26 protein-coding genes are annotated in these 26,448 nt (G+C 45.5%); 9 read left to right on the top strand and 17 right to left on the bottom strand.

Annotation, left to right across the window (positions count from 1 at the left end):
• Positions 1–50: 50 nt before the first annotated feature.
• Positions 51–983: an endonuclease/exonuclease/phosphatase family protein gene (locus tag UCH003_RS04730; protein WP_060825628.1), complete on the bottom strand. Its 933-nt coding sequence runs from the start codon at positions 981–983 to the stop codon at positions 51–53.
• Entirely contained in the window at positions 983–1,627 is a 645-nt protein-coding gene (locus tag UCH003_RS04725; RefSeq protein ID WP_039672945.1) for a carbonic anhydrase, read from the bottom strand. Before UCH003_RS04725 ends, UCH003_RS04730 begins: the two co-directional genes overlap by 1 nt.
• A 225-nt stretch (positions 1,628–1,852) precedes the next feature.
• On the opposite strand from UCH003_RS04725, the gene UCH003_RS04720 reads away from it, so the two are divergent.
• The gene (locus UCH003_RS04720) at positions 1,853–2,164 is read left to right on the top strand and encodes a pyrimidine/purine nucleoside phosphorylase (RefSeq protein ID WP_060825627.1); all 312 of its coding nucleotides are present in this window, start codon (positions 1,853–1,855) and stop codon (positions 2,162–2,164) included.
• Here the strand turns inward: UCH003_RS04720 and UCH003_RS04715 are convergent.
• From UCH003_RS04715 to UCH003_RS04665, 11 genes are all read right to left on the bottom strand, one after another.
• Positions 2,124–4,742 carry a bifunctional diguanylate cyclase/phosphodiesterase gene (locus tag UCH003_RS04715; protein WP_060825626.1) on the bottom strand — a complete coding sequence of 873 codons (2,619 nt, stop codon included), beginning with the start codon at positions 4,740–4,742 and terminating at the stop codon, positions 2,124–2,126. The two genes, UCH003_RS04720 and UCH003_RS04715, sit on opposite strands and share 41 nt — an antisense overlap.
• A gap of 28 nt (positions 4,743–4,770) precedes the next feature.
• Positions 4,771–5,910: an NAD(P)/FAD-dependent oxidoreductase gene (locus tag UCH003_RS04710; RefSeq protein WP_060825625.1), complete on the bottom strand. Its 1,140-nt coding sequence runs from the start codon at positions 5,908–5,910 to the stop codon at positions 4,771–4,773.
• 21 nt (positions 5,911–5,931) lie between these two features.
• On the bottom strand, positions 5,932–6,627 hold the full coding sequence (locus tag UCH003_RS04705; RefSeq protein WP_060825624.1) for an SIMPL domain-containing protein: 696 nt from the start codon (positions 6,625–6,627) through the stop codon (positions 5,932–5,934).
• An 11-nt stretch (positions 6,628–6,638) separates the two neighbouring features.
• Positions 6,639–7,118, bottom strand: a complete 480-nt coding sequence (locus UCH003_RS04700; RefSeq protein ID WP_060825623.1) for a tRNA (cytidine(34)-2'-O)-methyltransferase — start codon at positions 7,116–7,118, stop codon at positions 6,639–6,641.
• Between the two features lie 117 nt (positions 7,119–7,235).
• Positions 7,236–8,078, bottom strand: coding sequence for a formyltetrahydrofolate deformylase (gene purU, locus UCH003_RS04695; RefSeq protein ID WP_039672955.1), 843 nt, complete (start codon positions 8,076–8,078; stop codon positions 7,236–7,238).
• Positions 8,079–8,081: 3 nt separating this feature from the next.
• Positions 8,082–9,206 carry a CCA tRNA nucleotidyltransferase gene (locus UCH003_RS04690; protein WP_060825622.1) on the bottom strand — a complete coding sequence of 375 codons (1,125 nt, stop codon included), beginning with the start codon at positions 9,204–9,206 and terminating at the stop codon, positions 8,082–8,084.
• Positions 9,203–9,577 (bottom strand): CiaD-like domain-containing protein, encoded by a 375-nt coding sequence (locus tag UCH003_RS04685; protein WP_060825621.1) that lies wholly within the window; start codon positions 9,575–9,577, stop codon positions 9,203–9,205. The genes UCH003_RS04690 and UCH003_RS04685 overlap by 4 nt, the downstream gene beginning before the upstream one ends.
• Before the next feature lie 4 nt (positions 9,578–9,581).
• Entirely contained in the window at positions 9,582–9,830 is a 249-nt protein-coding gene (locus tag UCH003_RS04680; RefSeq protein ID WP_025345259.1) for a tetratricopeptide repeat protein, read from the bottom strand.
• On the bottom strand, positions 9,827–10,900 hold the full coding sequence (leuB, locus tag UCH003_RS04675; protein WP_060825620.1) for a 3-isopropylmalate dehydrogenase: 1,074 nt from the start codon (positions 10,898–10,900) through the stop codon (positions 9,827–9,829). Before leuB ends, UCH003_RS04680 begins: the two co-directional genes overlap by 4 nt.
• Positions 10,897–11,385, bottom strand: coding sequence for a 3-isopropylmalate dehydratase small subunit (locus tag UCH003_RS04670; protein WP_060825619.1), 489 nt, complete (start codon positions 11,383–11,385; stop codon positions 10,897–10,899). Before UCH003_RS04670 ends, leuB begins: the two co-directional genes overlap by 4 nt.
• 63 nt (positions 11,386–11,448) lie before the next feature.
• Positions 11,449–12,240, bottom strand: a complete 792-nt coding sequence (locus UCH003_RS04665) for an ABC transporter ATP-binding protein (protein WP_060825618.1) — start codon at positions 12,238–12,240, stop codon at positions 11,449–11,451.
• A gap of 109 nt (positions 12,241–12,349) precedes the next feature.
• Between UCH003_RS04665 and UCH003_RS04660 the strand changes: the two genes are divergently transcribed.
• From UCH003_RS04660 to nudC, 4 genes are all read left to right on the top strand, one after another.
• Positions 12,350–15,457, top strand: a complete 3,108-nt coding sequence (locus UCH003_RS04660; RefSeq protein ID WP_060825617.1) for an efflux RND transporter permease subunit — start codon at positions 12,350–12,352, stop codon at positions 15,455–15,457.
• Between the two features lie 108 nt (positions 15,458–15,565).
• Positions 15,566–15,880, top strand: coding sequence for an ArsR/SmtB family transcription factor (locus tag UCH003_RS04655; RefSeq protein ID WP_060825616.1), 315 nt, complete (start codon positions 15,566–15,568; stop codon positions 15,878–15,880).
• Positions 15,877–17,133 (top strand): arsenic transporter, encoded by a 1,257-nt coding sequence (locus UCH003_RS04650; RefSeq protein WP_060825615.1) that lies wholly within the window; start codon positions 15,877–15,879, stop codon positions 17,131–17,133. Before UCH003_RS04655 ends, UCH003_RS04650 begins: the two co-directional genes overlap by 4 nt.
• Positions 17,134–17,530: 397 nt before the next feature.
• Positions 17,531–18,334: an NAD(+) diphosphatase gene (nudC, locus tag UCH003_RS04645; protein WP_158509034.1), complete on the top strand. Its 804-nt coding sequence runs from the start codon at positions 17,531–17,533 to the stop codon at positions 18,332–18,334.
• Positions 18,335–18,353: 19 nt separating this feature from the next.
• On the opposite strand, the gene UCH003_RS04640 is transcribed toward nudC, so the two are convergent.
• From UCH003_RS04640 to UCH003_RS04630, 3 genes are all read right to left on the bottom strand, one after another.
• Positions 18,354–19,514: a sensor histidine kinase gene (locus UCH003_RS04640; RefSeq protein ID WP_158509033.1), complete on the bottom strand. Its 1,161-nt coding sequence runs from the start codon at positions 19,512–19,514 to the stop codon at positions 18,354–18,356.
• Positions 19,507–20,163 (bottom strand): response regulator transcription factor, encoded by a 657-nt coding sequence (locus tag UCH003_RS04635; protein WP_060825612.1) that lies wholly within the window; start codon positions 20,161–20,163, stop codon positions 19,507–19,509. Before UCH003_RS04635 ends, UCH003_RS04640 begins: the two co-directional genes overlap by 8 nt.
• A 69-nt stretch (positions 20,164–20,232) precedes the next feature.
• Positions 20,233–20,448 (bottom strand): hypothetical protein, encoded by a 216-nt coding sequence (locus UCH003_RS04630; protein WP_039672977.1) that lies wholly within the window; start codon positions 20,446–20,448, stop codon positions 20,233–20,235.
• Positions 20,449–20,559: 111 nt separating this feature from the next.
• Between UCH003_RS04630 and UCH003_RS04625 the strand changes: the two genes are divergently transcribed.
• The 4 genes from UCH003_RS04625 to UCH003_RS04610 are packed head-to-tail and all read left to right on the top strand — an operon-like array spanning position 20,560 to position 24,196.
• Positions 20,560–21,048, top strand: coding sequence for a hypothetical protein (locus UCH003_RS04625; RefSeq protein WP_158509032.1), 489 nt, complete (start codon positions 20,560–20,562; stop codon positions 21,046–21,048).
• Entirely contained in the window at positions 21,045–22,697 is a 1,653-nt protein-coding gene (locus UCH003_RS04620; RefSeq protein WP_060825610.1) for a GMC family oxidoreductase, read from the top strand. Before UCH003_RS04625 ends, UCH003_RS04620 begins: the two co-directional genes overlap by 4 nt.
• Before the next feature lie 21 nt (positions 22,698–22,718).
• A complete protein-coding gene (gene msrP / locus UCH003_RS04615; protein WP_060825609.1) occupies positions 22,719–23,645 on the top strand; it encodes a protein-methionine-sulfoxide reductase catalytic subunit MsrP in 927 nt (308 codons plus the stop codon).
• A complete protein-coding gene (locus UCH003_RS04610; RefSeq protein WP_060825608.1) occupies positions 23,642–24,196 on the top strand; it encodes a ferric reductase-like transmembrane domain-containing protein in 555 nt (184 codons plus the stop codon). The genes msrP and UCH003_RS04610 overlap by 4 nt, the downstream gene beginning before the upstream one ends.
• Before the next feature lie 3 nt (positions 24,197–24,199).
• Here the strand turns inward: UCH003_RS04610 and UCH003_RS04605 are convergent, their stop codons facing one another.
• The gene (locus tag UCH003_RS04605; RefSeq protein WP_060825607.1) at positions 24,200–26,209 is read right to left on the bottom strand and encodes a TonB-dependent receptor; all 2,010 of its coding nucleotides are present in this window, start codon (positions 26,207–26,209) and stop codon (positions 24,200–24,202) included.
• Positions 26,210–26,448: the final 239 nt, after the last annotated feature.

Below are 26,448 nucleotides of genomic sequence, written 5' to 3'. Positions count from 1 at the left end.
AAGGTATAACTATAAAAAGAAGGCACTTAGAAACGTGTTATTTTTTAAAATTACTCTTTTGGCGTATGGAAAATCGCAGTTATCGGAAAGTGATCGGAATAACCGATACCGAGGTGTTGTCCTCGTCCTCGGTCGCTGATTTGCCAGCGATTGGGATTTCCTTTTTCGTCTAACATGTAAGGCGCAATAAAGACCCGCATCGAAAACGGAACGTACTCGATTTTTTGGCGGTCGAAAAGCGTTTTAGAGACGATAATATGATCTAAAGTCTCTTTTTCTTTGCCGTAACTATGCGAATAACGCGCATTTTGAGGCAGATCGTACCACAAGTTATACAACGGAGCGTTTTTATCGCCGGCTTTTAAAAACGTTGAGAGCCCCATGCCCCAATGCCCTTTGCGCTCCTGATACGGCGAATTTAAATCGCCCATCACGATGACTTCGGCGTTTTTGTCCTGTTCTAAGAGGTTGTGCAAGGTTTTCGCATAGACAAGCCGTTCATCCTCTTTTTCTTTATACGCCGGCCAGTGGCTCACGTAAAGCGTGAGCGGATACGCACCGACGCGTAGGGAAAGTTTGTGAATGCCTCGGGCTTGGTCGGGTAACCAAAACGTTTGCGTCTTTTCGATCGCAAAACGCGAAAGCAGTGCCGTTTCGACGCTTACGCGCTCTTTTTTCTTGGGATAAAACACGAACGCATACGCTTTATCGCCGAGCGCGGCGTTTAAACGCTCCAAAACCGCTTGGTTTTCAACCTCTTCCAAGGCGATCACGTCCGCGTCGATATCGCGTATGACGCGTGCAAGATTGGCGATTTTGATGCGAAGCATCGCTTCGTTCCAACCGTGTTTGGCATTGGGGATATACTCTTGGTATTCGCCGCCTTGAACGCTGGCGTCGAACAAATTTTCGACGTTATAATTGGCGACTTTAAACTCGAGTGCTCCTAGCACTAAAGGACAAAGAAGCCACAAAAAACGCATCAACCCTCGCATCCGAGCATGGGCTCAAACTCGCCCGTTTCGGTATTGAAATACTCCAATTCGCCCGTTTCCAAATGGTAATACCACGAACGAATAAAAAGCTCTCCTTCATTCACGCGTCGTTCGACGTCCGGATACGTTAGCAAATTTTTGGACTGAAATAAAAGCGAGATTTTTTCCGTCAATTCCAAACGTTTGGCATGGTCGATGTTTTGACCCAGCTTGGCCTCCACGTAGTTTTTAGCATCGAGCCCTAATTGCAACCACTTTTTGACATGTACTAAATTAATGTCGGTAATTTTCGTATACATCGTCTCGATCGCCCCGCAATGCGAGTGACCGCACACGATAATATCGCTCACGCCCAAAACCGAAACGGCATATTCGATTCCCGCCGCCGTCGCGTGATAATCATCGTCCGGCGCAAACGGCGGCACGAAATTGCCGATATTGCGTAAAACAAACAACTCTCCCGGAGCCGCATCGGTAATCAAAGTCGGGTCAACGCGCGAATCGCTGCACGCAATAAAAAGAACTTTAGGCTTTTGTCCGTTTTTTACCAAGTCTATAAACTTATTTTCGTATTTTTTAAACTTCGTGTCTTTAAACTTCTCGTAACCGCTTATCAAATCCGCTATTTTCATCGTCGCTCCTCGGTAGTTTCAACGACGTCATTATATACAAAGAGCATGAAAAAGAAATTACAAGCTCGAAACGATTATAATAGAGCTCTTCAAAACACGTTTTGTAAGAAAAAAAGTATTCAGGTGCGCAAGTACCTTTAACCCTAGCGTCGCTTTTTACGCAAACTTCGTTTGGAAGCTTTGTTTCAAAGGCTCACATACCAAAACTCTCTTTAAAGGAAAACGATGGAATTTAGCAATGTTACGGTCGTCAAAAAAGCCAACGTCTATTACGACGGAAACGTGGTCAGCCGCACCGTTAAGTTTGAAGACGGAACGACCAAAACGCTCGGTTTTATGCAAAAAGGCGATTATACCTTTCGTACCGGCGTCGCCGAAGTGATGGAAATCTTAAGCGGTGAATTAAGCGTCGAGTTACCCGATCGTCAAGAGCCTCTTAGTATTTGCGGAGAAGCGACGTTTCGCGTTCCGGCCAATTCCTCTTTTACGTTACATGTCACGACGTTTGCGGATTATTGTTGTTCTTACGTTCTATAATTTCGGGATGCAAGCGTAACGCTTCGAGATCTTCTACGCTTAAGGGTTTACTAAAGTAGTACCCTTGAGCTTCGTCGCACCCGTGTTCTTTGAGAAAATCAAGCTGCTCTTGCGTTTCAACGCCCTCGGCAATAACCTTCAACCCCAAGCTTTTTCCTAAGGCGATAATCGTCTTAACAATCTCTTTATCTTCAGGATCGCTGTGAATATCGCGAATAAACGATTGATCGATTTTGAGTTTATAGACTTTAAAACGCTTCAAATAACTTAACGACGAATATCCCGTACCGAAATCGTCGATCGAAAGCCGTATGCCTTGCGCGACAAGCGCATTCATCGTTGCAATGGCATGTTCGGGGTTTTGCGCCGCGACGCTTTCGGTCAGTTCCAACTCCAAATACTCCGCCGGAAGCTTTACCTCGTCCAAAATCGTTCCGACCAAATGCGACAGGTGCGTATGGTGAAACTGTACCGCCGAGAGGTTTACCGCCACGCTAATCGGAGAAAATCCCGCCTCGATCCACTGTTTCATCCGCATTGCCGCACTTCGCATCACCCACTCGCCGATCAACAAAATTTGCCCGCTCTCTTCGGCAATCGGAATAAATTCGGCGGGAGAAATCGTCCCAAGTTCAGGATGCGTCCATCGCAACAGAGCTTCAACGCCGACGATCGTCCCCTCTTGCAACGAAATTTGCGGCTGATAATGAAGGCTTAATTCCCCTCGCGTGTGCGCGTAACGCAAGGCATTTTCAAGGCTTAAAAGGCGTGCCGAACGGCTTTGAATTTCGGAGGTAAAAAAGCGGTAATTGTTCCTGCCGTCTTTTTTTGCTAAATACATCGCGGCATCGGCACTTTTAAACAAGCTCTCAACGTCTTTTCCGTCGTTAGGATACAACGCGATACCGATCGAAGCGGTAATCACGAGTTCGTGTTCTTGCAAAACGATCGGCTGCTCAATCGTCTGCAACACGCGTTTTGCCGTATGCACCGCATCGTCGACGCGCACGCTGGGCAAGACCATCACAAACTCGTCCCCGCCTTGTCTTGAAAGCGTATCGACGGGACGAATGAGGCTTTTAAGCCGCTTGGAGACCTTGATGAGCAATTCGTCGCCGAATGCATGTCCTAACGTATCGTTAATGTTTTTAAAATGATCGAAGTCGATAAATAAAACCGCCAATTGCTCGTGTTTCTTTTCCATCATCAAAAGATCGTGTTCGAGGCGTAAATGCAATTGCACTTTATTGGGAAGGGACGTTAAAGGATCAAAGTATTCTAAACGCTCCAATTTGACTTCGTTTTCCCTACGCGCCGTAATGTCCCGAGCGATTCCCAAAACGCCGATAAGCTCGCCTTTGGTATCGTACATCGGCGTTTTGATCGTCTCGAACAACCCGTTGTAGCCGTCTTCTTTAAAGCAAAGTTCTTCTTCGTTAGTCACCGATGTTTGAGCATCGATCGCGATCAAATCGTTGGTTCTAAAAAAATCCGCCGCTTGTTTATCGACAAAATCATAATCCGTTTTTCCCATCATATCGGCTTCTTTAACGCCGTACAATTTTTCGAAAGCTCGATTGCAAAACAGGTAAACGCCCTCGGGATTTTTTAAAAAAACCAAATCGGGAACGGCATCTAAAAGCGTCGATAAACGCTGTTCAAGAATCTCTTTTTCGTTGTGGGTTTGAATAATTCTCGTTTCCAAAGCTTTTTTGGCGATACGCAAATCGACGAAAAACTTTGCCATATACGCCGATAAAAGTGAAAATGCCAACACGATCAACTCACGCAGCATCAACGCCGAAGCGTCGCCCCAGCCTCGATGCGGCGACATGTGAATCATCCATCGACCGTTAGGAACGTCGAAACCGTGTTCGATCGGATGCGTCAAGCTCGAAGCGTCGGAAGCATAGATGACTTGTTTTTCGCGGCTTTGCGGCTCAATCCGCCAGACTTCGTACGCCATCGTTTCTCCGCCTAACGAGGCCGCTTTAACCGTCTCGAAAATCTCCGAGATACGAATAATCACCACGGCAAACCCCCAAAACGTCTCTTTTTGGTCTTGAGTTTCAAAAATCGGCAACCGTCCGGCAAGTCCGACGCCGCCTTGAACCAGATTAAAGGGACCTGCCAGCGTTAAACTTCCCGTCTCTTTGGCCAAGAGCGCTTCGGTTTGCTGTGAAGCCGTTTCAAAGAGGTTAAGCCCTAACGCTTTTTCGTTACCCCTCAAGGGCGCGACTTGTTGAATGATACCTTTAGGGGCGATCGCTAGCTCGATAACGCCGGGATAAAAAGGCAAAATATCGTTGGCGACACTCTCAAAATTTTCAATACGGGTATGGTTGTTTTCATTAAGCAGGGCTTGAAGCATATACGTCGATGAAAGTGCTCTTTCCAACATCGACCGAATATCATATCCGTAGTTTGTTGCAATGGCTTCAACTTGTTTTCGTTCGGTATCGAGTTCAAAGGTATGCAAGCGGTACACGACCAAAGAAAGTAAAACAAACGTACTTATAAAAACCGATACCAAAACGATTTTAGGTTGATTGAGTCGTTGAACGATCGTATGTATCACGGTTACCCCTCGCATTTGCGCTATTGTATCAAAAATTTTTTACAAACTGCATTGCGGAAGCAAATGCCCATTGGAAATTAAATCCGCCGAGTTCTCCGGTCACGTCAACAACCTCGCCTAAAAAATAAAGCCCCTCGCACAAACGACTTTGCATCGTTAAATCGTCAATTTCGAAAGTCGAAACACCACCTCGGGTGACTTCAGCTTTGGTGTAGCCAAAATTGCCCGCAGGTGCGAATGTGTAGGCTTTTAGGGAAGCAATGCTCTCACGCTCACTGGGGGTTAGTTTTGCGATGGTTTTATCTTCCAGACCCAGTGCTTCTAAAAAAGCCTTGGTAAAACGTTTGGGAAGAGGAAGTGCCGTGCTGATTTGCTTTTGACGGTGTGCTTTAAACAAAGATTCCATGCTTTTGACATCGGGTAAAAAGTCGATGCAAACCGCCCCTTTTTTCCAGTACAACGAACCGCTTAAAACAGCAGGTCCACTGATACCTTTGTGGGCAAACAGCAGGTTCTCGCGAAAGCGTTTTCCCTCGACATGGAACACCACGGGGATGGCAATACCGCTGAGCTCTTTCATCCAAAATTGCTCTTTTTGAAGCGTCAAACCCACAAGGGCAGGAGAAGGTGTGATGAGCGTGTGCCCAAAATGTTCGGCGACCTTGTAGCCAATATCGCTCGCACCGATGCTGGCATAGCTTAGCCCACCGCTTGCGACCACAAGCTTTTGAGCGTAAATTTCACCCTTGTTTGTCTGCACCACAAAGTGCTTCTCTTTCTTTACATGTAAAACGTTTGTCTGCAAATAAAAGGTGCAAAACGCGGTCAATCGCCCAAAAATGGAGACCAGATCTTTCGCACTGTTCGCACAAAACATCTGTCCGTGCGCACGCTCTTCTAACGCAAGGCGATGCTCTTTGGCAAACAAAAGCGTCGAGTTCGCATCAAACGCTTTTAAAATAGGCGCGATAAACCCTGCATCGCCCAGATAGTTCTCAGCCGTGGCAAAACGATTCGTGAGATTGCATTTTCCACCACCCGAGATCAGCAGTTTCATACCTATTTTGGGGTTAGAGTCCACAAGCGCCACGTCGCGTCCTTGCAACTGCGAAGCCGCCATCAGCGCACTCGCCCCCGCACCGATGAAGAGAATATCGTGGATTTTCAAACGCAACGCTTCATCAAAAGGCTATTCATTCATACAAGTATAATGAACGTTCGCATCTAAAAAGAGCGTTTCATCACGTAAAATAGGCGCTTCCGTGGAAACAGATTCTTCTTTGAGCGGTGCGCTGGCGCGAAGCATGCTTTTCATCATCACAGGCTCAGAGGGCTGTGTTCCATCAAACGAAACGGAGCTTACAGTACAGCGCATTTTCGTCTCTTTGGAGAAAAAAAGCGCTTGCTCCGTTGCCGTCTTTAACAGTGATGTTCGCATCAAAAGACGCGCTTTTTCCCGTGCTTTGACGCTCACATCCCACGAAAGTGCGCTTTGATTGACTTGCACGCTGGGTGCTTTGATCGCATTTAGCTGGGTAAGAAGCGTATTGTACTGATCGATGCTTGTAAACTCGCACCCCAAAGAGAGCGAGCCACTGTAGCCTAAAAATGTCTGTTTTTGCTCTTTATAACTGTAGCGAGGCGAGAGGTAATACCCACCACCATGGCACACTTCACCTTTGGAGTCAAACTGCTTGATGGAAGCAACCAGTGCGTTAAGATGCTCTTTGATGCCATCGGCACTCTTGCCCTGCTCTTCAAAACCGATCTGTGCGCGCAAAATATCCGGCGTTAGCACCTGTGAGACGCGCTCGGTTGTTGAAATTGACATGTCTGCCCATGCTAGAAGCGGAAAAAGGCTGACTATAAAAATCCATTTTTTCATAAATGCCCCTTTTACGCGAGTGATGTCGCTTTAAACGCGTCAAAGTTTTGACGAATCGCATCGTAGAGAATGATGCCTGCCGATGTGGCTTGGTTGAGGCTTCGTCCTTGTTTGCCCATCGGAATCGTGATCGCATTATCCCATTTCATCTGCATGAGTTCCATCGGAAGTCCCGTGGATTCGCCACCGAAAAAGAGAAAATCCCCCGGCTGAAACGAGGCTTCAAAATACGTTTTTGTGGTTTTTGTGGTCGCAAAAAAGAAACGATCCAGTTTGTCTTGATGCGCCTCTAAAAAAGCGTCCAGATTCTCCCACACCGTGACGTCTAAAAGATGCCAATAATCCAACCCTGCTCGCTTTACGGTCTTATCGCTGATCTCAAACATCGTAGGTTTGATGATGTGCAATTTACAATCGGCATTAACGCACATGCGCCCAATACTGCCTGTATTTTGCGGAATTTGCGGGTGAACTAAAACGATATTAAACATAAACTTATCTCCTCAGAAGAAAAACGGTTGGCTTTTTTCTGCCACACAGTGGCAAGCTTTAGTGCCTAGTGCAACGTAACTTTATGCGCTTCGCCCATAAAGCGTGTCAAAATGGTCTTAAAAGATAATCGTCTTGTTATCGTGCACAAAAATGCGCTCTTCAAAGACCAAATCAAGGGCATTGGAAAGCACCACTTTTTCGACATTGCGACCGGCTCGTTGCATATCTTTCCAGCTCATTTCATGATTGACTCTCACCACGTCTTGTGCAATGATGGGACCTTCGTCCAAATGATTGTTCACGAAATGCGCGGTCGCGCCGATAATCTTTACGCCTCGCTCATAGGCTTGTTTATACGGATTTGCGCCGATAAACGCCGGTAAAAAGGAGTGGTGAATATTGATCATTCGCTCTTCGTAATGGCTCACGAACTCGCTCGATAAAATACGCATGTACTTGGCTAAAACGATATAGTCGATCGTATAGCCCGCCAAAACTTCCAAAACTTTGGCTTCGTGTTCCGCACGGTTGAGTCCCTCATGGCTCACGCAATGGTAGGGAATGTGAAATTTTTCGCTCAAATCCCTCAAATCGTCGTAGTTGGAAACCAGTGCCAAGATGTTTGCGTTTAAATCGCCGCTGTCGTGCTTCAGTAAAATATCGCCCAAGCAGTGCGTCTCTTTCGTTCCCATTAAAATAATATCTTTTTTGCGCGCTTCGGCGACGTAAATCTCGGCACCTGAGGGCAACATCGCCTCAAGCGTTCCTTTAAACGCGTTCATATCGACTTCGCCGCTCACTTCCGCACGCATAAAAAACTTGCCGTTTTCCCGATCGACGTATTCATCGTTTTTGATGATGTTGAGTTGGTACTTAAACACCACGTCCGAAATACGGTAAATCAACCCTTTTTCGTCGGTACAATCGATCTTTAAAATATAGTTTCTATTCTCTTGCATACCTTATGCCTCACACTGTTGTTGTATTTTTTCGATTCGTCTTCGTTTCAATTCTATGCCGATCGCCTCTTTTTCAAACCCGTCTGATATTACCTCTTGAACGTCCACACCGCCGGTAAAGATCTGATCCCAAATCCCCAAAGCGATCGCGCGTTCTTTAACGCCGCGACGGTAATTGCCGAGCCATTGCGAAAGGGGTCTTTCAAGACTGACATGTAAGAGTGCCTCATCGCCGATCTTTCCTTCAAAAAACGGCTGCCGCCTCAAAGCGTGAAGGTAGTGCTTGGGAGCTTCCAACACGTTGAGCCAGCGAAGCGGGTCTTCGCCTAAACGATTGGCGACGATGTAAACAAAATAGTAAGGAAGCAACGCTTCTTCAAAATTTTGCTTGCATCGTAGCAATTCGTGCGCGATCTCAAAAAAGCGGTTTTCGACGTTACATGTAAAGCATTTTTCAAACAACCCAAGCGCGTACATGTAAAAAAGCCCGTAATGCAAAAACGGGGCGCGAAAAAGCTTTTCAAACTCCCACAAAATGCGCGGACGACTTAGATCGCTAAGGTCGATGCTTCGCATCACGTCCAAACTTCGAGGCTCGATCTTAAAGCCCAACCGTGCGCTAAATTGCACCGCGCGCAACACCCGTAAACTGTCTTCCCTAAAACGTGCTTCATCGATCATCGCTAGCGTTTTGCGTGCAATGGCGGCTTGTCCGCCCCAAAAATCAAGCAACGTTTCATCGAAAATATTGAGCATCATCGCGTTCATACTAAAATCGCGACGCTTGGACGCTTCGCGTTCGTCTTGGCACACTTCGATCTCAAATGCGCTATGTCCGACACCGCTTTTACGCTCGACGCGCGGCAGTGCAAAATCGATGTCGCCCAGTTTATACACGAAAAAACTTTTTCCCACACCCACCGCTCCGGCTTGGAGCATGACGCTCTCAAACGTTTCGGGCGTCATGTCGTAAACTTCGATGTCAAGATCGTGCAAAGGCGTGTTTGTCAGCAAATCGCGCACGCTTCCGCCGACCAGATACGCACGTTTCGTGTACGGGCTCAGCAGTTCAACCGCGCGCGACACTTGGGTATAAAAGTGCCGTGGAATCGAACAAAGCGGCTTCATGAGACGCGAGGTTCCATCTTCTCCAATTGCTCGTCGATCGTCGCTAAAAGATACTCTAAAAAATTTAGCGTCAAATCGATCTTGGCTTCGATGTTTTTATTGTTCGGCGACTGAAAGCCCTCGAAGAGAACCAAAATACGCTCGCGCAAATTCAGATAAAACTGCTTGTGCTTGTCGTCTTCGTGCATCAGCTCGTCGTCGTAGACTTTAAGCATATTCGGCTCTTCGGCAAACTCTAAAAGCGGTTCGGGTTGAAATTCGACGTCTTGTACTTCAGGGCGTCTTGGAGGCTGTAGGGATTGTTTTTCCTCTTGAGGAACGCTTTGTTCAAGCTCCTTGAGGGTGGATAAAATCATCTCTTTTAGTTCCATGCTCTCACTTCCATAGTTTTACTAGCCAACGCTCAAACTCTAAAAACTCCACTTCCGAATTCATCGTTAAAAAAAACTTTTTCATCTCTTCATCGACGCCCAAGTATTTTTTACGAATGCCCGAAAGCCGTTTAATGGCGATTTTCGCCTCTTTATTGTCGGGATTTTCACGCAAAAGCTCTTTGTAAATCTCCAAAGCCTCGTTTTTGAGACCTTGGAGTTCGTAAATCGAAGCCAGCGTTAAAGTTTTCATAGTTTCGCAACGTAATCCGCGATAATCGAGCCGATTTGCGTCGTAGAACAGACCTCTTTCGCACCGTAATTCGCCAAGTCTTTCGTACGATAGCCCTCTTTTAAGACGTTTTTGATTGCCGTTTCGATGCGATCGGCGGCTGATACTTCGCCCAAAGCGAAACGAAGCATCATCGACGCACTCAAAATCGTCGCTAAGGGATTGGCGATGCCTTGTCCCGCGATGTCCGGAGCCGAACCGTGAATCGGCTCGAAAAGTCCGACCGTTCCGCCGATGGAAGCTGAGGGCAATAAGCCGATAGAACCGCTGATCATACTCGCTTCGTCGCTTAAAATATCGCCGAAAATATTGCCCGTTAAAATGACGTCGAATTGTTTGGGATTTCGAACCAACTGCATCGCCGCATTATCGACGTACATGTGAGAAAGTGTTACTTCGGGGTACTCTTTGGAAATTTCGATGACCGTGTCGCGCCAAAGCTGAGAGACTTCCAAAACGTTGGCTTTATCGACCGAACAGACGATTTTACGACGTTTCATCGCCGATTCAAACGCGACGCGTGCGATACGTTCGATCTCGGGTTTGGTATACACCATCGTGTTGTAGCCTTTAAAACCGTCGTTGGCTCTGGGCTCGCCGAAATAGATACCGCCGGTAAGTTCGCGCACAACCAAAAGGTCTACGCCCTGAAGCACTTCGGGTTTGAGGGTACTGGCTTCCAACAATTCGTCGTAAACGCTGGTCGGTCGGAGGTTAGCAAAAAGCCCCAACGCTTTGCGAAGTTTTAAAAGTCCCGTCTCGGGGCGAAATTCACGCGCTAAAGTGTCCCACTTTTCGCCGCCGATCGCACCGAAAAGGACGGCGTCGCTTTTTAAACATCCCTCGATCGTCTCCTCCGGAAGCGGCGTTCCTTTAAAATCGTACGCCACGCCGCCCATCAAATAGTCTTCGTAACGCAACTCGAAATTTTCTTTCGCACACACGCTGTCTAAAACTTTAATCGCCTCATCGACGATTTCAGGACCGATACCGTCGCCTCGAATGACTGCTATATTGTAAATTTTTTTCATTTCGTTATCTCTTTTTTTGCGTAATTCATCAAACCGCCGCACGCCAAAAGCTCTTGCATAAACGGAGGAATCGGCGTAAATCGGTACGTTTGTGCGCCGTGCTTAATCTCGCCGCTTTCCATCGAAATAGCGATAGTATCGCCTTCTTGAATCGCTTCGGTATTGGAAAGCTCGAAAATAGGCAGTCCCGTATTGAATGCGTTGCGGTAAAAAATACGCGCAAAACTCTTCGCCACTACGGCTCGAATACCCGCCGCTTTTAAAGCGATAGGCGCATGCTCGCGACTACTGCCGCATCCAAAATTCTCGCCCGCAACGATAATATCGCCCGCTTGCATTTTTTTAACAAACTCGGGATCGGCGTCTTCCATCACGTGTTTTGCCAATTCTTTAGGGTCGGAAGTATTGAGATAGCGTGCCGCGATAATCAAATCGGTGTCGATATTATCGCCAAAACACCACACTTTTCCGCTAATGGTACTCATGACATTGTCCTTCGTAGTCTCTTGATATGATAAAATTTTAGCTAAAGAGGCTTGTGAAAAAGTTTAATCCCCGACGCTTTGCACAAAATAACGTCCGTTTTCACATCCGACATGTAAAGGCAGATCGAAGACGTTTTTCAAATGCGCGTCGGTTAAAAGCTCCGTTTTATCGCCTTGCGCGTAGATGCGCCCTTGGCGAATCAGCACCACCTGAGCGATCTCTTCGAAAACCTCTTCGAGATGATGCGTTACCAAAATAATCGTTCGTTCGCGCGCGATTTTTCGCACCAATTGAATGAAATTGATCTGCGCTTTGATGTCAAGCCCCACGGTCGGCTCGTCCAAAATCATCGCTTGGGGTTCATGCACCAATGCTCTTGCGATAATACATTTACGAAGCTCTCCCGTGGACATTTGGGAAATGCGTTTGTCGCGCAAATGCGCAATCTCCAAAAACTCTAAAACTTCTTTCACTTTTTGTACATGTAAGGGTGAAAACTCTTGATGCTCGTAGATGTGAAAGCTACTGTAAAATCCCGAAAGCGTCACTTCAAAGCCGTTCAAATCGGGAGCGCGTTCGCTAAATTGGTAGTGCAGATCGTTCGTGATGATGCCCAGATGTTTTTTAAGCTCCCAAATATCCCAAATGCTCTTGCCGAAAATCTCTTTGCGCATTTTCGGATTAAAACGCGGATAAATGTCGTTGGAAAAGAGTTTCAAAAGCGTCGATTTGCCCGAACCGTTCGCGCCCAAAATCGCCGTATGTTGCCCTTTTTCGATCCCTAAAGCGATGTCGTGAAGAACGTTTTCTCCATCATACGCAACGCTGACATGTTCAAAATCGATCATTTTCATCCCTAAACCCCTCAATACGAAACAATAGGGCGATTATAGCGCATTTCCTTATTAAGAAAATTTAGTTAAAATGTGACATTCCGAATCCATGCCAAAGGTCGTCGTCTCGATGTTTTCCAAATTTTTTATCAACCGCCCTAATTTTGCCATCGTCGTTTCGCTGCTCATCGTTATTGCGGGTATCGTCGCGATTCGTACGCTTCCCGTTCAAGAGTATCCCGACGTCGTGCCGCCGCAAATCGTCGTTTCGACGACCTATTCGGGTGCAGATGCCAAAACCTTGGAAGAGAGCGTCGCTTCGGTGTTGGAACAACAACTCAACGGCGTGGAACATATGCTCTATATGATGTCGACGACGTCTCCTAGCGGCTTGCTGACGATGAACCTCTACTTTGAAGTCGATACCGACATCGCGCAAGCCAAGCTCGACGTCAACAACCGGATTCGTATTGCCGAGAGCAAACTGCCCGACGCGGTCAAACGCCAAGGCGTGGAAGTCGCCGACAAATCCGCGGACGTTTTACGCGTTTTGGCGTTAACGTCCAAAGACAACCGCTACGACACAACCTATATGGCAAACTACGCGATCAACAATATCTTAGAAGAGTTCAAACGTATCCCCGGCGTCTCCGAAGCGAGCGTCGTGGGCAATCAAGAGTATTCGATTCGCGTTTGGCTCGACCCGCAAAAACTCGCCTTTTACGAAGTGACGCCCTCCGAAGTCATCGGTGCGATTCAAGCGCAAAACGAACAGTTTCCCGTCGGTCAACTCGGGCAAGAGCCGATGGAAAAACCGCTGGCTTATACCTATACCGTCACTTCTAAAGGACGTTTGAAAACGCCCGAAGCTTTCGGCGATATTTTGATTAAAACGCAAAACGACGGCTCTTCCCTTTTCCTGAAAAACGTCGCTTCGGTGGAGCTTGGAGCGGAAAAGTATTTTTTCAAAGGGCTTTTTAACAACCAACCTATGGCGGCGATTCGCGTTTATTTGACCTCTTCGGCAAATGCCTTGGAAGTTTCGGACTTGTTAGATCAAAAAATAGAAGAACTTTCACGCCATTTTCCCGAAGGTCTTCGCATCGACGCAACCTACGATCCGACGACGTTTGTGCGAGCTTCCATTCATGAAGTGATCGTCACGCTTTTAGAAGCGATCGTGTTGGTTATCGGCGTCGTGTATCTCTTCTTGGGCAATCTTCGCGCAACGCTGATTCCCGTTTTGGCGATTCCCGTTTCGATCGTCGGAACGTTCGCGGGATTTTACGCCAGCGGCTTTTCGATCAACCTGTTAACGCTATTTGGATTGACCCTTGCCATCGGGTTGGTCGTTGACGACGCGATCATCGTTATTGAAAATATCGAGCGTATTTTGCGCAAAGAGGCGTTAAGCGTCAAAGAAGCGACGATCAAAGCGATGCAAGAGATCACGGCACCCGTTTTAGCCATCGTTTTGGTTCTCAGTGCGGTGTTTATCCCTGCGGCGTTTATGGGCGGATTAAGCGGTACGATGTCACGCCAGTTTGCCGTTACGATCGTCATTTCGGTCACGATCTCGGGATTGGTTGCCTTAACGCTTACGCCTGCATTGTGTGCATTGATTTTGAAACAAGAGGAAGAAGAGCCTTTATGGTTGATTCGAAAATTTAACGCCTTGTTTGATCTTTTAACGCAACGTTTCGGGCAAATCGTCACAAAAACGATTCGCTACGGAGCTTTTAACCTGCTTCTCTTCGGCGTAATGATTTTCGGGATTTACCAACTGTCGCATCATATTCCCACCGGTTTGATTCCCAAAGAGGACAAAGGCGTCTTTTTCGCGGTTAGCACGCTTCCCTCGGGTGCATCGCTGAGCCGTACCCATGAGGTCAATCGTTTCGTAGGCGAGGTGGCGATGCGTTTTTCAGACGTAGCCAAAGTCGGCGGGTTTTCGGGATCGGACTTTAGCTCCAAGGCCTACACGACCGATGCGGGTTATAGCTACGTCAGGCTAAACGACTGGGATCGACGCACGGATGCCAACCAAAGCGTAGAAGCCGTTTCCAAAGCCATGCTTAAAGAGTTTTCGAAAAACAAAGAGGCGCGTATTATCGCCGTTGCGCCCTCTTCCATCATCGGACTCGGCGTTTCGGGCGGTTTTGAAATGTATATTCAAGATAAAACGGGCGGTAATTACGCCGCATTGGAAACCTATGCCAAAGAGATCGTCCAAAGAGCTTCAAAACGCGAAGAATTGCAAGCGGTTCGCTCCACGCTCAGTGCCGGTACGCCCCAATACCGCATCGACGTCGACGAAGCTAAAGTCAAAGCCTACGGCGTCAACATCGCCGACGTGTACACGACGATTCAGGCGATGTTCGGAAGCGTTTACGTCAACGACGTCAATCTTTTCGGGCGCAACTACAAAGTCAACGTCCAAGCCAAAGACGAATTTCGCGAAACGATTCAAAATTACGGCGACGTTTACGTCAAATCCTCAAGCGGGGCGTTTATTGCGCTAAACGAACTGATGACGCTTCAACGCACGCTCAATCCTAGCATTACCAAACGTTTTAACATGTTCCCCTCGGCGCAAATTTTAGGCGAAACGGCGATGGGATACTCCTCAGGCGACGCCTTGCGTATCATGGAAGAGATCGCCCAAGAAGTCCTGCCCGAAAACTATGCAATTGCATGGGGCGGAGCGTCACTCCAAGAGAAAATGCTCTTAGGCAAAGGCAATCTCTCGTTCGTCTTCGCGGTCTTGTTTATCTTTTTAATTCTCGTGGCATTGTATGAGAGTTGGCTGATCCCTTGGGCGATCGTCCTTGCCGTTCCGTTCGCACTTTTGGGTGCTTATGCGGGTGTTTGGCTTCGCGGACTCCAAAACGACATCTATTTTCAAATCGGATTGATTACCCTCGTCGGTCTTTCGGCGAAAAACGCGATCTTAATGGTCGAGTTTGCGTTGCAAAAGATGGAGGAAGGCCTAAGCCTCATCGACGCAACGATCGAGGGTGCAAAAATCCGCTTTCGTCCCATTATTATGACCTCTTTGGCATTTATCGCCGGAACGATACCTTTGGCGTTAAGTTCGGGTGCGGGTGCTAACAGTCGCCATATTATCGGAACGACCGTGGTGGGTGGAATGTTGACGTTAACGTTGATCGGCGTTTTCTTTACGCCGCTGTTTTTTTACGGAATGATGAAAATCAAAGAACGTTTTTTAAAGCGATAAAGGTTTGCTCCTTACCGCTTTAGGTCGCTACGTTTAATTCATATCAATATATCTTGATGTGAAACTTTTTTGTGCTATACTACGCCAAATCAAACCAAAGAGAAAACGATGGACATTTTTTTAAAAACCGTTGGCGCGCTCAATGACGAAACGCGCTTACACATCTTAAACTTCATTCACCAAAACGGCGAAGTCTGTGTCTGTGAGATCGAATCGGCGTTCAGTATGATCCAGTCGCGTGTCTCACGTCATCTCAAAATCCTCAAAGACGCGGGCTTTTTGCGTGTGGATCGACGTGGGAAATGGGCGTATTATGCCATTCGCTCTCCTCTGGATCGTTTTAGGTTGGCGTGTTTAGAAGAGATCGGCTATTTGGAGCTTACCGTTCCTTCATGCAGTGTTACATGTAAGGCTGATAAATGATCTTAGCTTTTGTCATTTTTCTTGCAACCTTGCTTTTGGTCATTCTTCAACCGCGCGGGCTTCAGATCGGCACGTCTGCCATCATCGGCGCTCTTTTTGCCCTCCTTTTAGGCGTGGTCAGTTTTGCCGATGTTTTGGTCGTAACGAACATCGTTTGGGACGCGACGTTGGCGTTTATCGGCATTATCATTCTCTCATTGGTTCTCGATGAGATCGGCTTTTTTGAATGGTGCGCGATCAAGATGACGAAGTTTTCCAAAGGCAATGGGCATTGGATGTTCGTCTACTCGCTGCTTCTTGGCTCCATCATCTCCGCGTTATTTGCGAATGACGGCGCCGTGCTGATCTTAACGCCGATTTTACTCGCAAAAATGCGCATTTTAAAACTGGAAGCTAAAACGATTGTCGCGTTTTTGCTCGCTGGTGGTTTTATCTCAGACTCCGCGTCGCTTCCTTTTATCTTCTCCAACCTCACCAACATCGTCACAGCGAACTATTTTCACATCGGCTTTGCCAAATACTTAAGTGTCATGTTCACGCCTTACATCGTAAGCACTCTCGTCTCCATCGCTGTTTTGTGGCTCTTTTTGCGCAAGGACATCCCTTTACATGTAAATGTGGAACTCTTAAAAAATCCCGATGACGTTTTAAAAAGTAAGCCACTTTTTTACCTCAGTTGGTTTTTTATCGCAGCGCTCTTGGGGAGCTATTTTGTGGGCGAGCTTTACCACGTGCCGATCAGCTTTATAGCTCTTGGCGGCGCACTTGTGTTTCTTGCCATCGCCACCTACTTTAAAGCCGCCAAACCGTGGCTCACCATCAAAACCGCTCCGTGGCAGGTTGTGTGGTTTAGCATCGGGCTGTACATCGTTGTTTACGGACTGAAAAATGCGGGACTCACAACGTATCTGACACATATTTTAAATGAACTCAATGCACAGGGCAATACGATTGCGATTGTCGGCACGGGTTTTATCGCCGCCATTTTGAGCGCACTCATGAACAATATGCCCAGTGTCATGATCATGGACATCGCTTTGCAGGACATTCCTAACTCCGCTTTGGCGTATGCCAATATCATCGGCTGTAATCTAGGACCTAAAATGACCCCTTTTGGCTCGCTTGCCACCCTTTTATGGTTGCACACTATGGCAAAAAAAGGGGTGAAAATCAGCTTTTGGGATTACTCTAAATTTGGACTTCTCGTCACACCGCCGATTTTGGCGGTCGTATTGCTCAGTATTGCCGTTTAGAGAAGCTTAGGATTGAAACGGCGGATGGTTTTTGTTTTGGGAAGAAACGGTTTTATCAAACCTTAAAAACAGGGTAAAACATTTGAAGGTTAATCCGTAAATACCAATGAGCATTAAGCAAAAAAGCGTCAAAATGCAACTGATTTCACATAACGAAAAAAAGATTGTGTTTAACGATTCCATCGTCACTTCCTTTCAAGGTAATAAAACCAAGGCTTCAAACATGGGGAAGCGCATGAAGCCTTGACTCTCAAATCAGAAGCATAGTATAGCGTAATATATTTAAAAACATAACGATTTTTTTTTATTTTTTTATTTTTTGCCTCAAAAATGCATTTTTAAGGCTCTTTAGGGGGTTTGTGCTATGATACTTCGATCAAAAAAAGAGGATTTTGCGATGGCGAACCCTATTGTTCCGTTTTTTAAACCGACGCAACACGAACCAAACCGATTTATTTTAGCATTTTCGGATGATTTAGTCTTACTGCTTCCCGATCTTACCTTTCCCTCGGAAGAAGATTTAGCCCTCTTTCAAGAACCGACACACCGATTCGACATCGCCAAAAACGATCGACAAACCTTTAGTCTCTACCTTTGGGACGCGGCTTTGGAAGTGAATGCACCTTTTGAAAAAAGACAACTTCGAAGCATCCTTCCTTTGGTCGGCGATGATCTTTTGGAGCCTTTAATTCGCGCAAAACAACTCGTCCACTGGCTTCAAGACAACCGTTTTTGCGGCAGATGCGGTGCGCCTTTTAGCTACTTTGCAACCATGTCATCGCTCAAATGTACCGCTTGCGGACAACTTTCGTTTCCAAAACTCTCCCCCGCATGCATCGTCCTGATTACGCGCGGCGATGAGATACTCTTAGCGCGTTCGTACCATTATGCCAATAGCATGTACAGCCTGATCGCCGGATTCGTCGAAGCCGGAGAGAGTGCCGAAGCGTGTGTGGTTCGGGAAGTCAAAGAAGAAGTCGGACTCGAAATCGAAGGCTTGGAGTATTTCGGTACGCAACCGTGGCCGTTTCCCCATTCGTTTATGATCGGCTTTTTCGCCCGATACAAAAGCGGAGAAATCATCATTCAAGAAGAGGAGCTCGAAGACGCCAAATGGTTTACCAAAGAGACGCTTCCCGACCTGCCCTATTCCACAAGTATCGCTTATCAAATGATCCAAACGTGGCTACAAAAACACTAAATCGCGTTTGAACTCTTTTTCAAACCGATAGGGTTGTAACATTTCGAAGCGGAGGAAATTGTAAGTAAAACGTGGTTTCCTTCATGGCTACGGACTCAACCCAAACTTTAATACGGTACATTTTGCAAACAGAATTCACAATATCCAGTCCTATGCCAAAACCACCGACTGTGGTGCTTCTACGTTCAAATCGCTTAAAAATAGTTTTTTTATTTTCTTCGCTAATACCGATACCCTTGTCGGTAACCGTCAAAAGGTACTCGGAAAGTTTCACGGAAATCGTTGTTTTGGGATAACTGTATTTGATGGCATTGGATAAAAGATTGTGAATCACTTTTTGAATACGGGACTTATCCATATGAATAAAGGTTGTTTGAAGTTGCGCGGTAATCGTATTTTCTTTCGTCGCGGCGATTTCATTGAAATAGCTAACACTCTCTTGGATTAAAAGAGCAAGATCAAAGGTCTCTTCAAAGACTTCATCGATATCGTTAAAAGCGATGTAGCTTAAGCTATTGTAAATCTGTGAAATGAGTTTGGTACTAATAGAGATATGGTTAATAATGCGTCTATCGCTAAAAGAGCTTTGTTTCAGGCTTGAAACGCTCATCATCAAAGCCGCTACGGGCGTATTGAGTTCATGCGAACTGTCTTTAATAAATTTATTGAGTTTTTCAATGCGCGAATGAACGGGCTTGAGTAAAAACCGACTTAAAAAATAACCTTCAATACCGACAAAAATAGCGGATATAAAAATACTCAAGAAAATAATGAATTTTAACGTGAATATCTCTTGTTCGCTCTTGGCTTCATCGACAACAATATAGGCGACTTCATTGATAGGCGTTGCTAATTCGCGAACGGCGTAACGTGTTGCATTCACATCAACAATCTGATTTTTGAAGTTCGAAAAAAGAGGTTGTTTTTCCCTGTTTAACAATGCCACGCTAAAAAACTCTTTCGGTGGATGAAACGCATAAGGTACTTTATCCATTTCCGCCCTCATCAGCTCTTTTTCATAACCCATGATGACGGTTTTAATTTCCATTAAGCGTTTTTCGTTAATTTTATATGTCTCGTTGCGGTAATACAAAATAGCAATGATCACCATAAGGATCAAAGCGGAGGCAACATAGACGATTAAAAATCCCCATAATGTTTTAAGTTCTTCTTTATTCAAAAAGGTATCCATTTCCTCTAACGGTTTGAATTTTATCTTTTCCTAAAATAGTGCGTAAATTTTTAATATAAACTCTAATCGTCGCTTCACTGGGCATTTCATGATAATCCCATAAATTTTGAATAAGCTCTTCCGAAGAAACGACTTTCCCTTTTTGATTGCACAGATACAGTAAAATTTTACACTCTTTGCGAGTAAGCGTGTAGGATATTCCATTGACAAGCAAACGATTTTTTGAAACGATTAACGAAACATCGTCGTCTAATTTTAAGGCTTCTTCATTGACGATGTGAAAGCGTTTTTGAATATTTTTAATTCTTAAATCCAGCTCTTCCAGATCAAAAGGTTTTTTAATGTAATCGTCACAGCCGTTCTCAAAGCCTTTTTTTAAATGAGCCGTATCTTGAAAGGCGGTTATAATAATGGTAGGAGTATTGTTTTGATACGTACGAATTTCTTTAAGAAGGTCGATACCGCTTAATTTGGGGACATTGATGTCAAGAATTAAAAGGTCAAATTTTTGATCGTTCAGTGCATCAAAAGCTGATTGTCCATCGCAAAAATGCACGGTTTGATGCCTATGTCCGTTGAGATGACAGAGTAAAATGTCGGACAAAATAGGATCGTCCTCCAACACTAAAATCTTCATCGAGCGTTCCCTTTTTCATCCATTATACCATAGCCTTTGCGAAGGCTACGGTATGACTGTGAGCCTTACTTATTTCTTTTCCGCTCCGCACTTTGCATCGGCGGGTTTTTTGGTATCCTGAGACATTTTATCGCCGCCGCATTTTGCATCGGCAGGCTTTTTCATCTCTTTGGTATCTTTGGTAGCGTTCATCTCTCCGCCGCATTTACCCTCGGCCGCCATTGCACCGCTTACGAACATTGCAGCCATACCTAACGCTACAAGAGGTTTAACTTTAACTTGCATAAAATCTCCTTTTTTGGGGTTTGGATAGTGGCAGTATAATGATTTTACGTGTAGTCATTATGTAGTTTTATTACACAAATCCTTTACATGCGGTGTGCTAAAATAGCTACCATGAAGAGACGAACCTTTATAGCACTCGGTGCTACATCACCTTTGTTTTTGAGAATGGATACGCACGCTCGAGAAATTCCTAAAGACGTATGGGAAACCATAGCAAGTGTGCAAGACGTTTTATTTCCCAAAACCCAACACATGCCATCAGCACAGGAGGTAAATGCACTTTTTTATTTGGTATCGAACAGTTCATCCGAATATTTTGATGCAAATGATTTAGAGTTGCTTATCAAAGGAGCTTTTGTTTTTCATCAAAAATTTCCGGATTTTTGGGAGCAAGATACTGTATCCAAAAACAAAATCTTAGAGATTGCAACAAAAGATGATGACTTAGAAAAATGGCTTTCAAGACTTATCTATTATACGCTTGAAGCTATGTTTAGCGATCCTATTTACGGTGGAAATACCCATGAACGAGGGTGGAACGCAACCTTACATGTCAATGGAAATCCTCGCCCTATGCAAAAATACGGAAGAAAAGCATGAAGTACGATGTTTGCATTATCGGTAGCGGTGCGGGAGCAGGACCGCTTGCTTATGAGCTTTCACATGCTGGGAAAAAGGTCGTTATCCTCGAAAAAGGCGATATTTACAGTGAACAAGATTTTTCCAAAGATGAAATCGCTTATACCAAACGCCCTGTTTTTACGCCTAAACTAAGCGATGAGTACCATACGATTGAAACCTTGGAAGAGGGAAAATGGATCAAAACGCCTACCTATGAAAATCATTGGAATTTTTGGAACGGAAGTCTTCTGGGAGGCTCTTCCAATTTCATGAGCGGCTTTTTTCATCGCCTTAAACCAAATGATTTTAAGCTAAAATCTGTTTACGGCGCGTATGAGGGAGCCAATATTGAAGATTGGCCTATACGCTATGAAGAGCTTGAGCCTTACTATGATATGGTTGAAAAAATCGTTGGTGTTTCAGGACGTGTTAGCGAACATGCGCATCAAGAACCAAGAAGCACTAACGCATACCCGTATCCCCCTTTAGCAGAACACCCCATTGTTGAAAAATTTGATGCGGCATGTAAAGAGTTAAACTTCACCTCTTTCATGACACCAAGAGCCATTCTTTCCGAACCTAAAGGGAACCGAAACCCGTGTTACTATTCTCATTATTGCGGTTCTTACGCATGTTCAAGCGGAGCAAAAGGAAGCTCAAGAGCTGCTTTAATTCAACCTGCTTTAGCAACCGGTAATTTACATATCATAGCAAACGCTTTTGTAGTCAAATTGGAAACCGATGGTACGCACAAGGTTCAAAAAGCACGCTATCTTACAAAAGAAGGCACTCAAAAACAGGTAAAAGCGAAACTTTTTATCCTTGCAGCGCAAGCAGTTGAGAGTTCACGTTTATTGTTAAATTCCAAAAATGAGGCATTTCCGAACGGGTTAGCCAATTCTTCAGGAGCCGTTGGAAAAAATCTTCTCTTTTCAGGTGGGGGTATGGGTTCAGGTGAGTTTGATGTAAGCCATTTTAGTCAAGAAGTTCTTTTGCAACCGGGGCTTTTTGTAAATCGTGCCTTGAAAGATTGGTATTTTACACCAAAGTTTAAAGGTGGATTGATTGACTTTTTATTTGAGCATGCCAATCCGATTCGACGTGCCAACGCTTTGAAACGAGAAGACGACAAACTCATCTTTGGGCAAAAGCTTCAAGATAAAATCTTTCAAACATTTACAACAATCAGAGTGCTTAATTTTGAAATCTTTAACGATTGGATGCCCAATGATAACTGTTTCGTCTCCGTTGATGAAAAATACAAAGATAAATACGGCATTCCTGTTGCAAACATTCGCATAGGGGCGCATCCCGAAGATGTAAGGGTAGGAGAATTTTTAGCCACCAAAGCGACTCAATTACTCCAACACATGGGAGCAAAAAATATAGCGTACGAAATTTCTCCTTTACCGTCTCAAAATCTCCAAGCGGGAGGCTGCCGTTTTGGTGACGATCCTAAAAAACACGTGCTCAATCGCTATTGCCAAAGCCACGATATTCCCAATCTTTTCGTAACAGACGGGAGTTTTATGCCCACAGGAGGCAGTGTTCCTTACACATGGACGATTTATGCAAACGCCTTTCGTATCGCCGATTATATTAAAAACCATTTTGATCTCCTCGTATAAGCGCAGGACAAAGGAATAAACATGCCGACACCTTCTATCACGCCGGAAATCCTCTTTGAGGCACGCCGTCATTTTCTCAAACTCGGAGCGGGCGCACTGGTAAGCTCCACCGCGCTCTCGCAACTTTTAGCTTCTATGCCAGAAGAGATACAACTCTCTTTCACGAAAGACCCCAACCCGTTAAAACTGACACCCAATACGTTCGAGCAAGTCAGCAACTACGTCAATTTCTACGAGTTTTCCACCGATAAAACCGCCCCCGTGAAAATGGCGCAAGTAATAAAACTGAAACCGTGGAGTTTAGGATTTTTCGGCGAAATTGCACGCGAAGAGATGGTCGAAGTAGACGATCTTATCGCGAAATTCGGGCTGGAAGAGCGGATTTACCGTTTTCGTTGCGTCGAAGGTTGGTCGATGGTCGTACCGTGGATCGGATTTCCGCTTTATAAGCTGCTTGATTATTTACAACCAAACTCCAAAGCCAAATACGTCAAATTTACCACGCGTCACGAACCGGACATCTTCCCAGACCAAGCCAAAGGTCTTTTTGCCTCCATCAAACACCCCTACGTGGAAGGACTTCGTATGGACGAAGCAAGGCATCCGCTTACCTTTTTAGCGGTCGGTATGTACGGCAAGCCTTTGCCCAAACAAAACGGCGCGCCCATTCGTCTTGTCGTTCCGTGGAAATACGGCTTTAAATCCATCAAATCGCTTGATCTCATCGAATGCGTGGAAGAACAACCCCTCAACACATGGCAGGCGATGGCACCGGAAGAGTACGGCTTTTACGCCAATGTCAACCCTCACGTCGATCATCCAAGGTGGAGCCAAGCCAAAGAAAGGCTTTTAGGTAAACTCACCAAGCAAGAGACGCTGATGTTTAACGGCTACGAAAAAGAGGTTTCGCATTTATACGCCGGTATGGATTTGAGGAAGCAGTATTGAAAACACTCATCGTTGTTTTAGCCCTTTTACCGCTAGGCTATACGTACTACGCGCTTGAAAGTGCCATCGACCCCATCAAAATGCTCTACACTACGACAGGCGTGGGAGCCTTGTTGCTTCTGTTACTTTCCTTAGCACCTTCTACATGTCAAAGATTTTGCGCCCTCAATCTGCTTCGTTTTCGCAAAACGCTCGGACTCTTGGCGTTTGTCTACGCTCTTTTACATGTAAGCGTTTTTATCGTTTTAGACAGCGAATTGGATTTCGTGACGCTCTTTGCAAAAAGCCTCAAAAAACCCTTTATCTACGTCGGTGTTATCGCCTTTTTGATTCTTTTATTGATGGCGTTGACGTCTACCAAAAAACTTTTTGCGCGTTTTTCGCGCTATCATAAAGCCGTTTACGGTGCACTGGTGCTGATTTTGCTTCACGATTTTTGGGCGCAAAAGGTCGCCGGAGCGTTTGAGTACGGCATGATGGCGATCGGCATCGTGTTACTCGGAGAAAGGGTGTGGAAGGAGTGCCGCTTTAACATGTCAAAGCGGCACTAAGATTTAGAACGAATAGTGCAAGTTGATATAACCGTAACGACCCGGCTCGTTAATGAGCATAACGGTATCGTCGCTTCCGGAATAGTTGATAAGCGTTAAATCTTTATACGTATTGGAGACGGCGTACGTTTTGTCGAAGAGATTGTCGATACCGACCGTGACGTCAAAGTTTTTACTGATTTTATAGTTGTATTTGACGTTTAAAACGGCGTATCCTCCGAGGATTTGCTCTCCGTTATCGCTATCGACGTTATCCCAACGTTTTGCCGCAACGACTTCCGTTTTCAAGGTATGCGCCGCTTCATGATAGGTCAGCGACGTTACGGCGCGAAGCGGTACGATATCGGCTAAATCTTTATCGCTTTGTCCCGCAAGCGGTTTATCTTTTTCGCCTTTAAGATAGCTCATACCGTAATTGATCGTCCATGCTTTGGAAAAATCGTAATACGCATCCAAGGCAGCACCGTAAATCGTTGCATCGACATTGACGTATTTCGTCGCATCGGCGTTATAATAGATATAATCTTTTAAATCCGAATAGAAAATTTTTCCTTTAACGCCGGCATTGTCGTAGTGAGCTTTAAAACCAAGATCGGTTTCGTAATTGGTCACTTGATCCAAAATACCCGTCGAGCGAGCCGCGTGGTACAACTCTCTTGCATCCGGTACGCGCGATGCTTTTCCGAAACCGATAAAATAGTCCACGTTATCGGTTGCTTTATAGGTGACAATCGCATTCGCCGAAAGTGCTTCGTAATCGTTGTCGTAACGTTGGACGTACGTTTGTCCTTTGCGATGGGCTTTTATGTCCGTATCATCGTAACGAGCACCTACTTGAACGTTCACGCGATCGATCGTTTTCTCGTAGTGTGCAAACAGTGCCTTATTGGTCGTATCGACGTCGGGAATCGTCGATAAATCGGTAACGCTTGAGATTACTCCCGTCGCTACGTTCGTTACGTAACTTTTTCCGTCCCAATTACGTTTGCTCATATCGATACCGTAAACGAGCTCTCCGCCGCCTAAGTCCATACTATTTTTTACCTTAGCGCCCTCAACCGAAGAATCCATATCGGCCGTGTTGTACGTGGCAGAGGAAGGACGTATGCGAAATTTGTTCGACATAGGATGTTCGACTTTGGAATAATACGTCTCCAACGCCAGCTCTTTGGAAAACGTGCCCAAATCGTATAGGCTATAACCGAAGGTGTAAATATCGCTATCGTCGCGATCTGCATCCATCATACGCGAAGGGTAAAGCACGTTATCGCTACGATTGAGCGTATAGCCTAAACGGATTTCTTGATTGTCAGCGGGGTTGATAAAGACTTTGCCCATAAACGTTTTCTTTTCGTAAGAGCGTAAATCGCTCGTACTGTAGCGATTGGCGTTCATACCCATTCCTTGAGCGACGGCATTGTTGAGTTGATCGTAAAACGTATCGCCGTTACCGTCTTTGTACTGATCGCTTCGTTCGGTTGACGCACTGAGCAAAGCTCGAATATACTCGTTTCCGCCGCCCGCACTCGCCGATGCTTTACGATAACCGTAACTGCCGATACCCAAATTAACGTCGCCGTTTGGCTCTTTGGTCGGAGTTTTGGTTTCCGCTACGACCAAACCGCTCAGCGTTCCAAAATTTTCGACGTCGTAAGGACCTTCGACGATCTTAACGCTTTCGATATTATCGGCATTGATATGCGTGACGGCAGGGTCCATACGATTGGGGCATCCACCGTAAAGTTTAGCATCGTCGATCAAAACGTTGATGTTATCCCTCTTTTGCCCGCGTAAAATAATGTCGTTGGCAATGCCGCTTCCTCGTAGCATCGTAATGGACGCGCTATTACGAGAGAGTGCATCGGCTAAATCCGCCGATTTGAGCTCTTCGCCGCTAATATTTTTGATTTCCGTCGAAAAACGCTCACCCTCAACGCTAATCGCTCCAAGATCGATTGTCTCCGCAATTAAAAGCGTCGAGACCGCCAAAGACACTCCGATAATTCTTTTCATATATCCTCCCTTAAAATGGTGCATTAATCTTAAAGTCCTAGTGTTAAAAGTGTGTTAAATGAAACCTATTTCAAGAAATATTGACATGTTTTATCGTCAGCTAAAAACCTACATGTCATGATGACTGAAACCTTAAGTCTTCCCAAGGCATTACATGTCAGGTTTTTCTTCGCTTTTCCTTGACGTAACGCAACGACAAAAAAGCCCTTTTTTGGCTACAATCCGACAAAAAGGAGCAG

This window comes from Sulfurospirillum cavolei, assembly GCF_001548055.1.
In the GTDB taxonomy this organism is placed as follows: Bacteria; Campylobacterota; Campylobacteria; order Campylobacterales; family Sulfurospirillaceae; genus Sulfurospirillum.
This window is presented reverse-complemented; position numbering and strand designations above follow the sequence as displayed.